Origin of the sequence: Pseudomonas sp. W5-36 (assembly GCF_046540455.1) — a bacterium.
GTDB lineage: Bacteria > Pseudomonadota > Gammaproteobacteria > Pseudomonadales > Pseudomonadaceae > Aquipseudomonas > Aquipseudomonas graminis_B.
On record NZ_JAXCIQ010000015.1, the window covers coordinates 1 to 14,310 of the forward strand.

General features: G+C 63.2%; 12 protein-coding genes. 4 read left to right on the forward strand and 8 right to left on the reverse strand.

Annotation, left to right across the window (positions count from 1 at the left end):
• Positions 1 to 165 precede the first annotated feature (165 nt).
• From SLW74_RS20675 to SLW74_RS20700, 6 genes are all read right to left on the reverse strand, one after another.
• A complete protein-coding gene (locus tag SLW74_RS20675; RefSeq protein WP_065990568.1) occupies positions 166 to 870 on the reverse strand; it encodes a YebC/PmpR family DNA-binding transcriptional regulator in 705 nt (234 codons plus the stop codon).
• 192 nt (positions 871 to 1,062) lie between these two features.
• Positions 1,063 to 1,836 (reverse strand): enoyl-CoA hydratase, encoded by a 774-nt coding sequence (locus tag SLW74_RS20680; protein ID WP_369319051.1) that lies wholly within the window; start codon positions 1,834 to 1,836, stop codon positions 1,063 to 1,065.
• A gap of 85 nt (positions 1,837 to 1,921) precedes the next feature.
• Positions 1,922 to 3,133, reverse strand: a complete 1,212-nt coding sequence (locus tag SLW74_RS20685; protein WP_410929938.1) for an acetyl-CoA C-acyltransferase — start codon at positions 3,131 to 3,133, stop codon at positions 1,922 to 1,924.
• Positions 3,134 to 3,149: 16 nt separating this feature from the next.
• Positions 3,150 to 3,917, reverse strand: coding sequence for a 3-hydroxyacyl-CoA dehydrogenase (locus SLW74_RS20690; protein ID WP_410929939.1), 768 nt, complete (start codon positions 3,915 to 3,917; stop codon positions 3,150 to 3,152).
• Between the two features lie 135 nt (positions 3,918 to 4,052).
• Complete coding sequence (locus SLW74_RS20695) at positions 4,053 to 4,766, reverse strand: TetR/AcrR family transcriptional regulator (RefSeq protein WP_410929940.1); 714 nt, start codon at positions 4,764 to 4,766, stop codon at positions 4,053 to 4,055.
• Positions 4,767 to 4,854: 88 nt separating this feature from the next.
• Positions 4,855 to 6,798: a bifunctional sugar phosphate isomerase/epimerase/4-hydroxyphenylpyruvate dioxygenase family protein gene (locus tag SLW74_RS20700; RefSeq protein ID WP_410929941.1), complete on the reverse strand. Its 1,944-nt coding sequence runs from the start codon at positions 6,796 to 6,798 to the stop codon at positions 4,855 to 4,857.
• A gap of 265 nt (positions 6,799 to 7,063) precedes the next feature.
• Here SLW74_RS20700 and SLW74_RS20705 point away from each other — a divergent pair, with 265 nt between their 5' ends.
• Positions 7,064 to 8,341 (forward strand): MFS transporter, encoded by a 1,278-nt coding sequence (locus tag SLW74_RS20705; RefSeq protein ID WP_410930012.1) that lies wholly within the window; start codon positions 7,064 to 7,066, stop codon positions 8,339 to 8,341.
• Between the two features lie 11 nt (positions 8,342 to 8,352).
• Here the strand turns inward: SLW74_RS20705 and SLW74_RS20710 are convergent, their stop codons facing one another.
• Positions 8,353 to 9,240: a DMT family transporter gene (locus tag SLW74_RS20710; protein ID WP_065990546.1), complete on the reverse strand. Its 888-nt coding sequence runs from the start codon at positions 9,238 to 9,240 to the stop codon at positions 8,353 to 8,355.
• A gap of 222 nt (positions 9,241 to 9,462) precedes the next feature.
• On the opposite strand from SLW74_RS20710, the gene SLW74_RS20715 reads away from it, so the two are divergent.
• Complete coding sequence (locus SLW74_RS20715; RefSeq protein WP_410929942.1) at positions 9,463 to 10,374, forward strand: LysR family transcriptional regulator; 912 nt, start codon at positions 9,463 to 9,465, stop codon at positions 10,372 to 10,374.
• 139 nt (positions 10,375 to 10,513) lie between these two features.
• Positions 10,514 to 11,278, forward strand: a complete 765-nt coding sequence (locus SLW74_RS20720; protein WP_192131810.1) for a 2-keto-4-pentenoate hydratase — start codon at positions 10,514 to 10,516, stop codon at positions 11,276 to 11,278.
• A gap of 207 nt (positions 11,279 to 11,485) precedes the next feature.
• On the opposite strand, the gene SLW74_RS20725 is transcribed toward SLW74_RS20720, so the two are convergent.
• The gene (locus tag SLW74_RS20725) at positions 11,486 to 12,394 is read right to left on the reverse strand and encodes a LysR family transcriptional regulator (protein ID WP_410929943.1); all 909 of its coding nucleotides are present in this window, start codon (positions 12,392 to 12,394) and stop codon (positions 11,486 to 11,488) included.
• 108 nt (positions 12,395 to 12,502) lie between these two features.
• On the opposite strand from SLW74_RS20725, the gene gcl reads away from it, so the two are divergent.
• Entirely contained in the window at positions 12,503 to 14,278 is a 1,776-nt protein-coding gene (gcl, locus tag SLW74_RS20730) for a glyoxylate carboligase (RefSeq protein WP_410929944.1), read from the forward strand.
• The last annotated feature ends 32 nt before the right edge of the window (positions 14,279 to 14,310 follow it).

Below are 14,310 nucleotides of genomic sequence, written 5' to 3' on the forward strand. Positions count from 1 at the left end.
CTTTTGATCGTATGCTTTTTCATGGGCTCGCCCTCGCTGTCGTTGGCTTCTTAAGAATGCCACCGTGGCGCTACTGACGCCTCGGCTTGGGCGAGTCCATCCAATTACGAAGCGTGCGCGGTGGATCAGCAGGACCGGCTTCAGCCGGAAATAGAGCTGAAAACCTTACCCCGCCAAACCCACGTACACGTTTTGCACGTCATCGTGGCTGTCGATCGCTTCGAGGAAGGCTTCGACCTCGGCCATCTGCTCTTCGCTCAGGCCTTCAACCGGGTTTTTCGGGCGGTAGCCGATCTTGGCGGACTCGACGGTGAAGCCGAACTCAGGCAGCGCCTTGCACACGGCGTCGAGGTCGGTGGTGTCGGTGTAAAACGTTGCAACGCCTTCGTCGCCCTGTTCAACGTCTTGAGCACCGGCTTCGATGGCGGCTTCGTCGGCGTCTGCATCGTCTTTGGCGGCGACGGCGTCAATCATGCCCAGGTGGTCGAAATCCCAAGTGATCGAACCCTCGGCACCCAGCTGGCCCTTGCGGAACAGCACGCGGATCTCGGACACGGTACGGTTGATGTTGTCAGTCAGGCACTCGACGATGACCGGGACTTTGTGCGGGGCGAAGCCTTCGTAGGTCAATTTTTCGAAGTGCACGTGCTCGCCGAGCAAACCGGCGCCTTTCTTGATGGCGCGTTCCAGTGTCTCGCGGGGCATGGAGGCTTTCTTGGCCTGCTCGACCACCAGTCGCAGGCGCGCGTTCATGTCGGGGTCAGGGCCGGAGCGCGCGGCAATCATGATTTCCTTGGACAGCTTGCCGAAAATACGCCCCTTGGCGTTGGCTGCCGCTTCTTTGTGTTTGACCTTCCACTGTGCGCCCATGATTGCTCTCTTGTTCCGGTGGCGATGAATCGCTCGGATCCGACGTGTCTTGCACGCCGGGCCCATGACGATAAACGCTGAAAATAGGGTGATCGATAATGACAGGCCGGGGGTGAACCGCGGCGACCGGCGCATTTTATACACGCTGGCGCCAGAAGACACCCCTGAGACGCGCCGGCGCCCTGACCTGGATCAGCGATGCTTGAACACCGGCTCGCGCTTCTCGATGAACGCCGCCATGCCTTCCTTCTGGTCCTCGCTGGCAAACGCCGCATGGAACACCCGGCGTTCGAAACGAATCCCTTCGGCCAGGCTGACTTCAAAGGCGCGGTTCACGCTTTCCTTGACCATCATGGCTGCCGGCAGCGACTTCGCCGCGATACCGGCCGCGACGTTCATTGCCTCATCCAGCAGTTGGTCCTGCGGCACGATGCGCGCCACCAACCCGGCCCGCTCCGCTTCGACGGCGTCGATCAGGCGCCCGGTCAGACACATTTCCATGGCCTTGGCCTTGCCCACCGCCCGGGTCAGACGCTGGGTGCCGCCCATGCCGGGCAGCACGCCCAGCTTGATTTCCGGCTGACCGAAGCGCGCGTTGTCGGCCGCCAGAATGAAGTCGCACATCAGCGCCAGTTCGCAGCCGCCACCGAGGGCAAACCCCGAGACGGCGGCGATGATCGGTTTGCGGCGATTGGCCACCCGATCGCTGTCGCTGAACAGGTCATCCAGATAGATCTGCGGGTATTTCAGCTCGGCCATTTCCTTGATGTCAGCCCCGGCGGCGAACGCTTTTGCCGAGCCGGTCAGCACAATGCAGCCGATGCCGTGATCGCCCTCCAGCTCGTCGAGGGCGTGGTTGAGTTCGCTGATGAGCTGCGCATTCAAGGCGTTAAGCGCCTCTGGGCGATTGAGGGTCAAGAGTGCAACCCGACCTCGAACCTCTTTGAGGATAGTCATGTAATTCATTGTTTTATATACCTTTTATTATCGCGGAAGGCAGTCAGCCGCTATCGTAGATTTAACATGCGAAACACAGCACAAGACATTGATATTAAAGAATAAGCTCAACGGCCATCGCGGTCGCTTCGCCGCCGCCGATGCAAATGGCTGCGACCCCTCGCTTAAGACCCCGCTGCTTCAACGCCGACAGCAACGTCACCAGAATTCTCGCCCCTGATGCGCCAATGGGATGGCCCAATGCGCAGGCGCCGCCATGCACGTTGACCTTGTGATGGGGCAGTTCCAAGCGGGCCATGGTGACAAGCGCGACGACCGCGAACGCTTCGTTGATCTCGAACAGGTCCACGTCTGCCAGGGACCAGCCGGTCTTGCTCATCAGCTTGTCGATGGCGCCTACCGGTGCGGTCGGAAACAACCCCGGCTCATTGGCATAAGCGGCGTGGCCATGGATGACCGCCAACGGCGTGATCCCACGTCGTTGTGCTTCGGACTGGCGCATCAGGGTCAGGGCTGCAGCGCCGTCGGAGATCGAGCTTGAGTTGGCTGCTGTCACGGTGCCGCCTTCGCGGAACGCCGGTTTGAGCAGCGGGATCTTGTCCAACTTCGCTTTGGGTGGCTGCTCGTCCTGGCGAATGGTCTTGCGCGCCTTGCCCACCGTGGCCTCCACCGGGACAATTTCAGCGTCGAACCAGCCGCGCGTCATGGCTTCCTGCGCCCGGGTCAGCGAGGCGACCGCAAAACCGTCCTGGGCTTCCCGACTGAAATTTTCCAGCCCGGCGCACTCCTCGGCGAAGGTGCCCATCAGTCGACCACGGTCGTAGGCATCTTCAAGGCCGTCGAGAAACATGTGGTCGATGATCTGGCCGTGGCCCACGCGGTAACCGCTGCGGGCCTTCTCCAGCAAATACGGCGCGTTGGACATGCTCTCCATGCCACCGGCGATGACCACGTCGGCGCTGCCGGCCAGCAGCATGTCGTGGCCGAGGATGGCCGCCTGCATGCCCGACCCGCACATCTTGTTCAAGGTGGTGCAGGTGGTGGCGTCGCTGAGCCCGGCGCCCAATGCCGCCTGACGCGCAGGCGCCTGGCCCAGCCCGGCCGGCAACACACAACCGAACAGCACTTCATCGACCTGCGCTGGATCAATGCCCGCGCGCTCAACCGCGGCGCGTATGGCAGCGGCGCCCAATTGCGGCGCAGTCAGGCTTTTGAGATCACCCTGAAAGGCGCCCATGGGCGTGCGCGCAGCACTCACGATTACCACAGGGTCGTCGTTCAACGTCTGACGTTTGTTCAAAGACATGATGGAATTTCCTCGATTAGCGAGCCGCCATGCGCAAGGCGCCGTCCAGACGGATCACCTCGCCGTTGAGCATGCTGTTTTCGATGATGTGGCGTGCCAGCGCGGCGTATTCCTCGGGCTTGCCCAGGCGTGGCGGGAATGGCACGCCGGCGGACAGGCTCTCGCGCACCTGGGGGGTCATGCCGGCCATCATCGGCGTTTCGAAAATGCCCGGGGCGATGGTCATGACGCGGATGCCGTAACGCGCCAGTTCACGGGCGGCGGGCAGGGTCAGGCTGACAATGGCGCCCTTGGAGGCCGCATACGCCGCCTGGCCGATCTGGCCGTCATAGGCGGCGACCGATGCGGTGTTGATGATGACGCCACGCTCGCCGCCGGCGTCGGCCGTGCTTTCGGCGATGGCCACGGCAGCGAGGCGCAGCAGGTTGAAGCTGCCGATGAGGTTGACGTTGATCACCCGGCTGAAACTGTCGAGGCCGTGAGGGCCTTCTTTGCCAAGGATTTTCTCGGCGCCGACGATGCCGGCGCAGTTGATGACGCCATTGATCTGGCCAAACGCACTCAGCGCCGCATCCACTGCGGCCTGAACGTCGCTCTCCCGGGTGATGTCGCTGACGCTGGCCCGGGCCTTGCCGCCCAGTTTTTCCACGTGCGCCGCGAGCGCCTCGGCGTTGACGTCCACCAGCATCACGCTGGCCCCGGCGTCGATGAGCATCTGTGCGCTGGCCGCACCCAGCCCGGACGCGCCGCCACTGACCAGGAATACCTTGCCGCCGATCTGCATGATTGTGTCGTCCTTACACTTTTATTGTTGGGGGGCGAAATACTCCGCTCTGCCGCGTGGATGGGCAATAGTCAAAGCGCGCAGAACGCGTGGTGGTTTTGGCCAGTGGCGATCGTCGCGGCATCGTTCGGGTCTTCAGGCCGGCGTGGCGTTGAACTCGCCCGGTGACGGCAGCAGGTAACGCATCACCGAATCACAGATCATCGCTTTCTGCCGCGCCTTGACCCCTTCGTCCTCCAGGTCGATCTGGAAAATCTCGGCAAACGTGTGACGGTTGGACACGCGGTAGAAACAGAACGAGCTCATCAGCATGTGCAGGTCAACGGCCTGCACGCTTGGCCGGAAAACGCCGGCCTGCTCACCGCGCCGCAAGGTTTCGTCCAGCGCCTGCAGGACGTTCCGGCTCAGCTCGCGGATGGTCGCGGACTGTTTGACGTTGGCGCCGTTGTGGATGTTTTCGATGCAGACGATGCGCACGAAATCGACGTTGCGGTCGTGGTGATCGAAGGTGAATTCCACCAGCCGCCTGATCGCTGCTTCCGGTGCGAGCACGTCCAGGTCAAGGCTGCTTTCCGTGGTGCGGATGTCGCCGTAAAGTTTCTCCAGCACCTCGGTGTACAGCTGCTCTTTGCTGTTGAAGTAGTAATAGATCATCCGCTTGGAGGTTTGCGTGCGCTCGGCAATCGCATCGACGCGTGCGCCGGAGAGGCCCTGGGCGACGAACTCGGCGACGGCCGCCTGAAGGATGCCGTCACGGGTTTTTTCCGGATTGTTCTTGCGGGACTTGCGCGGCGACTGAGCGCGTTCATCTGGGCGCGCTTCGGCGAGGCTGTCGTCAACGGTTTTCATGCGGGGCTCACGACCACGGTGGAATCGCGGGATTATGGGCCGCACCGGTGCGTTACGGAAGCGGCTCGTCACCAGGCGCCATGGGCGATCACGCCCGTCCCGAGCCGCTGCGGGCCCGGGCCATCGCCGCCAGGCGTACCGCGGCGTTCGCCTCGCCATTACCCGCATAGCCGTTGCTGCGCTGGAGGATTTCAAAGAAAAAACGCTCGTCGAACGCTTGGGTGTAGGCGTGAAACAGCTCGCCACCGTGGGCGTCACGGTCATACAGCACGTGGTGCTGCGCCAGTTTGTCGAGGAACCCGTCGTCGAAACCGAAGCGCGCTCCCAAGTCGTCGTAGTAGTTCTGGGGAATATCCAGCCACTGCACGCCTGCCGCTTCGGCGCGGGCGACCTGGACAAAGATGTCGTCGCAGGCAAAGGCGACGTGATCAACGCCTGCGCCGCCGTGGCTCGCCAACCCGCGGGCGATGGCCGTGTCGCCATGATCCGGGGTGTTCAGCGACAGGCGCACGGTGCCGCAACGGCTGCGCAGCGCCCGGGTTTTCACCAGCCCGTAAGGGTCGGGCAGCAGCGCATCGGCATCGGCCTCGAAATCCAGCACGGCTTTGTAGAACAGCTCCGCGCTGTCGAGCCTGTCGGCAGGCAAGGCCATGGCAACGTGATCGATGCGCTGCAAACCGCTTGGCGTGAAGGGTGGCGGGCTCAGGGTGAAGTCGCTGTCCCAGCTCGATTGCCCCGGTGCGGCGGCCTCGATCAGATACATCAGGCTGCCGTCCGGCGCGCGCACTGCCGGGACCGCTCGAGCATCAGGGCCCACCGGGCCGCGATGGGTTTCGGCATTGAGCTGACTCGCCCGCTCCAGCGCAGCAGCGCTGTCGTTCACCCGCAACGCCATGGCGCGCAGCGACGGGGCGGGAGTTTCGAGGGCGGAGTTCATGAAAGAAGGGGCAGCGAAAGAAGCCGCAGCGGAAGACATCGGAGGTGAGGAGAAGCGCTCGGCGTTCAACAGTATCTTGATATCGCCCTGCCCCAGCAGGGTCACGGCTTTGCTGCGGTGCTGACCCAAGGTGTCGAGCCCCAGGCCATGCAGCCAGCTGCCCAGCCGTGCACCCTGGGCATCGTCCACGGCGAACTCGATAAACGCCGCGCCGTTGCAGGCGCTGGGCGCCGGCGGATGGAACAACATTGACGGTGCAGCGGGTTGAGACTGCTGCTCCAGCAGCGCGCGGGTTTGCTCCTCCAGGTGCAGCAACGAACGCAGGCCATCGGCGGCGTTGGCCCGAGTGGGTGCGGCGCGAAACACGTCATTGAAAATCTCCAGCGACAGCGGGCCGGTGTAACCGCTGCGCAGGACCGCCGCGAGGAAACCCGCGCAATCGAATTCGCCCTGCCCCGGGAAACACCGGAAATGCCGACTCCACTCCAGCACGCCCATGTTCAGCAGCGGCGCGTCGGCCATTTGCACGAAGAAGATCTTGTCGCCGGGAATCTGCGCAATCCCGCTCGGATCCCCCTTGAGCGACAGCGTGTGGAAACTGTCGAGCAGCACGCCGAGGGCCGGATGGTCGACCTGCCGGACCAAATCCCAGACCTGCTGCCAGGTGTTGACGTGACGTCCCCATGCCAGGCCCTCATAGCCCACCCGCAGTTGACGCGCACCTGCCCGCTCGGCGATCGACCCAAGGTCATCGAGCAGAACGTTTCGCTCACCCAGTGAGTCGCTGGCGGTGTTGCTGCAGACCAGCATCAGGTCGGTGCCGAGTGCCTGCATCAGGTCGAATTTGCGTTCGGCGCGGTCGAGGTTGCGCTGCAGGTGCTCGCGGCGACAGCCTTCGAAGTCACTGAACGGTTGAAACAGGGTGATAGCGATGCCCAGATCCGCGCACAGCTGCCGCACCTGACGCGGGCTGCCGTTGTGATTGAGCAAGTCGTTTTCAAAGATTTCTACGCCATCGAAACCTGCTGCAGCAATGGCTTCGAGCTTTTCCGGCAGGGTGCCGCTCAAGGAAACAGTGGCGATCGAGCGCTGCATGCGGGGGGAATCTCCTGAATAATCACATGGCCACCTGGCGTCGATGAGGCTCGAACCTGGCGGGCGTTCGTGGGATTATTCGCGCCGTTGGACACGACATCAAATGAAATGAACCATACGGTTAGTTGTATGACGCTTTGCAGGGCCACTGCCCTGGCCGCGCGGACACCACCATAACAATTTCAAAACAGGCTTGATGCTTATGCGTTCCCCTTCTGCTTCGCCTGCCCCGGTCGCCTCCCGCCCTGCGCCGCCCCATGCCGGCATGAACGACAAGATTCGCGGCGCACTGGCCGTCGGCAAAACCCGTTGGGGCATGCTGGCACTGGTGTTCTTCGCCACCACCCTGAACTACATCGACCGCGCGGCACTGGGCGTCATGCAGCCGATTCTCGCAGAGCAGATGAGCTGGACGGCGATGGATTACGCCAACATCAACTTCTGGTTTCAGGTCGGTTACGCCATCGGTTTTCTGCTGCAGGGGCGTTTCATTGATCGGGTCGGCGTCAAGCGCGCGTTCTTCCTCGCGGTGCTGCTGTGGAGTCTCGCCACGGGCGCCCACGGTCTGGCGACATCAGCGGCGGGCTTCATGGTCTGCCGGTTTATTCTGGGCCTGACCGAAGCCGCCAATTACCCGGCCTGCGTCAAGGTCACCCGTGTGTGGTTCCCGGCCGGAGAACGCGCCGTGGCCACCGGCATTTTCAACGCCGGCACCAACGTCGGCGCGATGGTCACGCCTGCGTTGTTGCCGCTGATCCTGACCGTGTGGGGCTGGCAGGCGGCGTTTATCTGCATGGGCTCGCTGGGGCTGGTCTGGGTCATCACCTGGCGGCTGACGTATTTCAATCCCCACGACCATCCGACGGTACGTGCCAGTGAGCGCGCCTACATCGACAGCGATGCCGACCCTGAAACGGAGCCTGAAGGGGAAAAGGTACCGCTCTCGCGCATCCTGAAAATGCGCGGCACGTGGGCCTTTGCCCTCGCCTACGCCCTCACCGCGCCGGTGTTCTGGTTTTACCTGTACTGGCTGCCGCCGTTTCTGAATCAGCAATACAACCTCGGCATCAGCGTGACGCAGATGGGCATCCCGCTGATGCTGATCTGGCTGACCGCCGACTTCGGCAGTGTCGGGGGCGGGATCCTGTCTTCGTGGCTGATCGGCCGGGGCATGCGGCCGATGACCGCACGCTTTCTGTCGATGCTGGTGTTCGCGCTGACGATCATTGGCGTGGTGTTCGCCGCCAACGCCAGCGGTCTGTGGGTGGCCGTCACGGCGATCGCCCTGGCGGTGGGTGCCCATCAGGCCTGGACGGCGAACATCTGGAGCCTGGTCATGGATTACACGCCCCGGCACATGATCAGCACGGTGTTCGGCTTCGGCGGCATGTGCGCGGCCATCGGCGGCATGTTCATGACGCAGATCGTCGGCGCGGTCCTCACCGCGACGCAGAATAACTACAGCGTGCTGTTCACCCTGATCCCGGTGATGTACTTCATTGCGTTGATCTGGATGTATTTCATGGCGCCGCGCAGGTCATGAACCCGCCGTCGTCAACCGCCCTTCTTGCGCTGCTGCCACGCCGCCGCCAGGCCGCTGAGGCAGATGATCGCGATGCCGGCCTGGGCGACAAGGGATGGCGAATGGTTGAACACGATGTAGCCCCACAAGCCGGCGAAGACGATCTGACAGTACCCGAACGGCGCCAGCATGGCCGGTGCAGCGAAGCGGAAGGCCTGGGTCAGCATCAGGTGCGCAACCATGCCGCAGGTGCCCAGCGCCAGCATGAACGGAATGTGCTTCCACTCCGGTGACTGCCAGAAGAACGGCACGATGGCGCTCATCAGCAGGCTGTTGAACAGACCGGCGAAGAAGTTACTGGTGGTCGGGCTGTCGTGGGCCGCGACCAGACGGGTCAGCAACTGGTAGCAGGCGAAGCAGAACGCCGAGCCCAGCGGCAGTAACACCGCCGGCCGAAACAGCTCGCCGCCGGGGTGCACGATCACCAGTACCCCGCTAAAACCCACCAGCACCGCGATCCATTGACCGCGACTGACCGTCTCTTTGAGCAGCGGCACCGACAAGGCCGTCACCAGCAGCGGCGCGAGAAAGTTGACCGCCGTCGCTTCGGCGATCGGGATGAACATCAGGCCACTGGTGAACAACAAGCTTGTGCCCAGCAGGCACACCGCGCGCAACGCCTGCAGCCCCGGGCGCTTGGTGCGCAGCACACGCAGGCCCGCCGAGGGCATGAAAATGCACGCCATCAGCCCGGTGTGCACCACATAGCGCACCCAGACCACCATCATGATCGGGTAGATGCCGGAGAGGTATTTGGACAGCGTGTCATGACTGGAAAACAGAAAGGTCGCAAACAGAATCAGTGCGATGCCCTTCAATGGCTGGTTGACGCCGGAGAGCGGCGTGCTGGTGGTGCTCATCTGCGTTCCTTTGGCCGTGCGTGAATGCGGGTCTGTCCCCTGCCGAGTCGAGCGCCGGCTTTCGTTCGAGGCGTCCAGCGTCAGCAAGAATATAGAAGGCGTCGCCGGAGCACCAAGCAAACATGACCGCCCGGGTGTTTTTCTGACCGTCTGGATCAGGCCTTTCCGCTTGCCCGGATTTGCCGCAGACTGCCGCTCTCGTTGACTCGGAACGGACGCTCAGTGGACCGCATTCAGGAAATGACCCTTTTCGCCGCCGTTGCCGAAGGCCCCAGCTTCGCGGCGGTGTCGCGCAAACTGAACGTGTCCACGGCCACCGTCACCCGGGCCGTCGCGCAGCTGGAAGCACGGCTCGGCACCTTGCTGATCGTGCGCACCACCCGGCAGCTGCGCCTGACCGAAGCCGGCGTGCGTTTCGCCGACGACTGCCGGCGCTTGCTGGCCGATCTGCAGGAGGCCGAGAGCGCCGCCGCCGGCATTCATGGGACGCCGCGTGGGTTGCTGACCGTTACCGCGCCGCAAGTGTTCGGCGACCTGCACGTCACGCCGGTCATGACCGAGTACCTGAACCAGCATCCCCAAGTGCAGATCCGCGGCCTGTTAATGGACCGAATCGCCGGGCAGCTGGAAGAAGGCATCGACGTCTCGGTGCGCATCGGCGAGTTGCCCGATTCGTCGATGACCGCCATTCAGGTCGGCAGCGTCCGGCGCATGGTCTGCGCCTCCCCCGCTTACCTCAAGGCCCATGGCACTCCCCGGCATCCCCACGAGCTCATCGAGCGCGAAACCGTTTCCGTGATGATTACCGGCCGCAGCCCCGCGTGGACCTTCCGCATCGACGGCCAGCACCAGGACGTGAAGGTGCAATCGCGGTTGGCAATGACCTCGTTCACGGCGTCCACTCATGCCGCCCTTGATGGCTGGGGCCTGACTCAGGTGCCGTCCTACCAGATTCGCCGACACCTGCAGGCGGGCACGTTGCGCGCCGTGCTCGAAGACTTCGAGGTCACGCCGATGCCGGTTTACGTGGTCTACGTCGAAGGCCGAAGAGGCTCATCCAAAGTGCGCTCGTTCGTTGATTTCTGCGTTCAGCGTCTGCGCGCGGACCTGGCGTACAGCGCCGGGCGAGTTTGAGTGCGGGCACGGGTCCGCAGCCCAGCCTCGGCCCACCGGCCGAAATAGGGTTAGAGTAGTCACGCTGGCTCCGCCGTCCCTCGCCTGACCGGCAACGGAATCGGGGCGCTTTCCATCAATTGTCTGAAGGAAGATCCGCGTGAATCCATCGTCTCACCCAGCGAACATTGCCCAATTGATCGTCGACGCCATGGGCGCCGGTCAGAAAATCACCGACATCCGCCCTGAGTACGTGCCCGCCGATGCGGCCAGTGCCTACGCGCTGCAACGCGAGATTCTGCGCCTGCGCGAGACCTCAGTGGGCGGCTGGAAGGTCGGCGCCAAATCGCCGACCGGGCCTATCAATGGCGCGCTCCTGCCGGACGACGGTATTTTTGCCAGCGGCAGCCAGGTGGAGTGCATCGACTATCCGTCGCCGATTCTGGAACTGGAGATCGCCTTTCGGCTGGGTCGCGAATTCGCCCCTCGCGATGAGGCATATTCGGATGACGAAGTGCTGGGCAGCATCCAGACGATGGGCGCGACCATTGAAGTGGTGTCGAGCCGCTTTGCCGCCTGGCCGAAGATCGAACCGCTGCTGGCGTTGGGCGACCTGCTCAACCACGGCGCGCTGATTGTTGGCGAATTTGTTGATTACGATGCCAGCTTCCCGTTCGTCGAGCCTGCGCTGAGCTTTACCTATGGCGACGAAGACATCGTGCCGGGGGACGGGGCGAATCCGGCGGGTGACCCTCGGCGCTTGCTGCCGTGGCTGGTCAATCACCACACCCAGAACGGGCTGAGCGTGACGCCGGAGATGGTGATCACGACCGGTTCCTATACCGGGATGTACAAGACCCGCGGGCCGGGCCTGGCGGTTGGCGAGATTCGCGGGCTGCCGGTTGTGTCGGTGGAGTTGATTTAGGTTCCTGGGTCGCCAATGGCAGGACCGGCTTCGGACGGGAAGACGTCTGTGCATTCAACCTGGCTTTAGCGCCGGTTACGGCCCCTTCCCGGCTGAAGCCGGGCCCACCAGGAATGTGCGTTACGGCACATCGTCGCGTCGGGCGCGGAGGTGTAGGACCGGCTTCAGCCGGGAAGCGTTTGATTGAGGCGCCCAGGGAATCACGGCTCACCCCTGCCGCCAATACCCCGGTCGGTTGTACACCTCTTTCAGAAACGCGATGAAAAACCGCACTTTCGCCGGCAGGTAATGCTGCTGCGGGTAAACGCCCTGGATGTCGTAACTGGGCAAGGCGAATTCATCCAGCACGGTGACCAGCGCGCCGCTCTCCACTGCGTTCTGAATCTCCCACGTCGAGCGCCAGCTCAGGCCCAGCCCGCGCTTGGCCCAGTCATACAACAGCTCGCCATCGTTGCAGTACAGATTGCCCGCGACCTTGATCGCCACCGGCCTGCCCTCGCGCTGGAAGGTCCAGCCGCGATGCTGCCCGCCCTGCAGGTTGAACGACAGGCAATTGTGCTGCGCCAGGTCCTCAAGCACCCGGGGGAATCCGTGCTCCGCGAAATAGGCCGGTGAGCCACAGACCACGCGTTTGTTGGCGTACAGCTTGATGGCGACGTAGTTGGGGTCGAGCACCTCGCCGATGCGGATGCTCATGTCATAACCCTCACGCACCAGATCCACCACGTTGTCAGTCAGGTTGAAGGACAGCTGCAAATCCGGAAACCGCGCCTGAAATTCCGGCGCATGGGGCGCGACGTGCTGGCGGCCAAACCCCGCCGGTGCCGAGACCACCAGATGGCCCCGCACGCTGCTTTCGTTCTCGCTGATGCTGGCGTCCAGTTCCTCGAATGATTGGAGCACCAGCTTGGCGTTCTCCAGGTACGACTCGCCCGCATCGGTCAGGGTCAGGCCCCGGGTCGAGCGATGAATCAGCTTCACGCCCAGCCGTTCCTCCAGCGCACTCAGCCGCCGGCCCATGATCACCGGCGTCACACCCTCCACCAGTGCAGCGGCGGCGAAACTGCCACGGGTGGCCACCAGGACGTAGCTGCGCAATTCCGTGTAGCGATCCATTCGATACTCCAGATACCGATAGAGCGGATAAAAACAGCCATTCACAAAGCATCGGATTCAAATCAGGCTGCTTACGTACAAAAACTACCGAGTTCAGGAGACTAACAAATGACCGTCATGAGAGCCATCGAAGCCGCCGTTCTGGTGATGCGTCGCGAAGGCGTCGACACCGCCTTCGGAATTCCCGGCGCCGCGATCAACCCGCTGTACGCCGCCTTCAAGAAACTCGGCAGCATTGACCACGTGCTGGCGCGCCACGTCGAAGGCGCTTCGCACATGGCCGAGGGTTACACCCGTGCCATCGCCGGCAACATCGGCGTGTGCATCGGTACGTCGGGCCCGGCCGGCACCGACATGATCACCGGTCTCTATTCAGCCTCCGCCGACTCGATTCCGATTCTCTGCATCACCGGCCAGGCACCCCGTGCACGGATGCACAAGGAAGACTTCCAGGCCGTGGACATCGCCAGCATCGCAGCCCCGGTGGCCAAATGGGCAACCACCGTCATGGAACCCGGCCAGGTGCCGTATGTGTTCCAGAAAGCCTTCCAGTTGATGCGCAGCGGCCGGCCCGGCCCGGTATTGATCGACCTGCCCTTCGATGTGCAGATGGCCGAGATCGAATTCGACATCGACGCTTACGAACCGCTGCCGGTCGTCAAACCCCAGGCCAGCCGCAAGCAGATCGAAAAAGCCCTGGCGATGCTCAACGCGTCGGAGCGTCCGCTGATCGTCGCCGGTGGCGGCATCATTAACGCCGATGCGTCAGACGCGCTGGTGGAATTCGCCGAGCTGACCGGCATTCCGGTGATCCCGACGCTGATGGGCTGGGGCACGATCCCCGACGATCACCCGCAGATGGCCGGCATGGTCGGGCTGCAGACCTCCCACCGCTATGGCAACGCGACGCTGCTGGCGTCCGATCTGGTCCTGGGCATCGGCAACCGCTGGGCCAACCGCCACACCGGCACCGTGTCGGTGTACAGCGAAGGGCGTACCTTCATCCACGTTGACATCGAGCCGACGCAGATCGGCCGCGTGCTGACGCCGGATCTGGGCATCGTTTCCGACGCCGGCGCAGCGCTGGCAATGTTCATCGAAGTGGCGCGCGAGTGGCACACCGCCGGCAAACTGAAGGACCGCAGCCACTGGCTCGCCAGCTGCCAGCAACGCAAGCGCACGCTGCAGCGCAAGACCCATTACGAGAACATCCCGGTCAAGCCCCAGCGCGTGTACGAGGAGATGAATCAGTACTTCGGCAAGGACACCTGCTACATCAGCACCATCGGCCTGTCGCAGATTGCCGGCGCGCAATTCCTCCACGTCTACAAGCCGCGTCACTGGATCAATTGCGGACAAGCCGGCCCCCTGGGCTGGACCCTTCCGGCGGCGCTGGGCGTGGTCAAGGCTGACCCGAGCCGCCAGGTTGTCGCGCTGTCAGGGGACTACGACTTTCAGTTCATGATCGAAGAACTGGCCGTGGGTGCGCAGTTCAAGCTGCCGTACATCCATGTGGTGGTGAACAACTCCTACCTGGGCCTCATTCGTCAGGCCCAGCGCAACTTCGACATCGACTACTGCGTTCAGCTGGCGTTCGACAACATCAACGCGCCTGAGCTGGAAGGCTATGGCGTCGATCATGTTGCGGTTGCCGAAGGCCTGGGCTGCAAGGCGATCCGCGTGCTTGACCCGGCGCACCTGCAGGCCGCCTTCGCCGAAGCGTCGAGCCTGATGCAGCAGCACCGCGTGCCGGTGGTGGTGGAGATCATTCTCGAGCGCGTCACCAACATTGCGATGGGCACCGAGATCAACGCCATCAACGAATTCGAGTCCCTGGCCGAAACCCGCGCCGACGCCCCTACCGCTGTCAGCCTGCTGGATTGATTGCACCCGGTTATTCAAGAAACAGAGCCCAG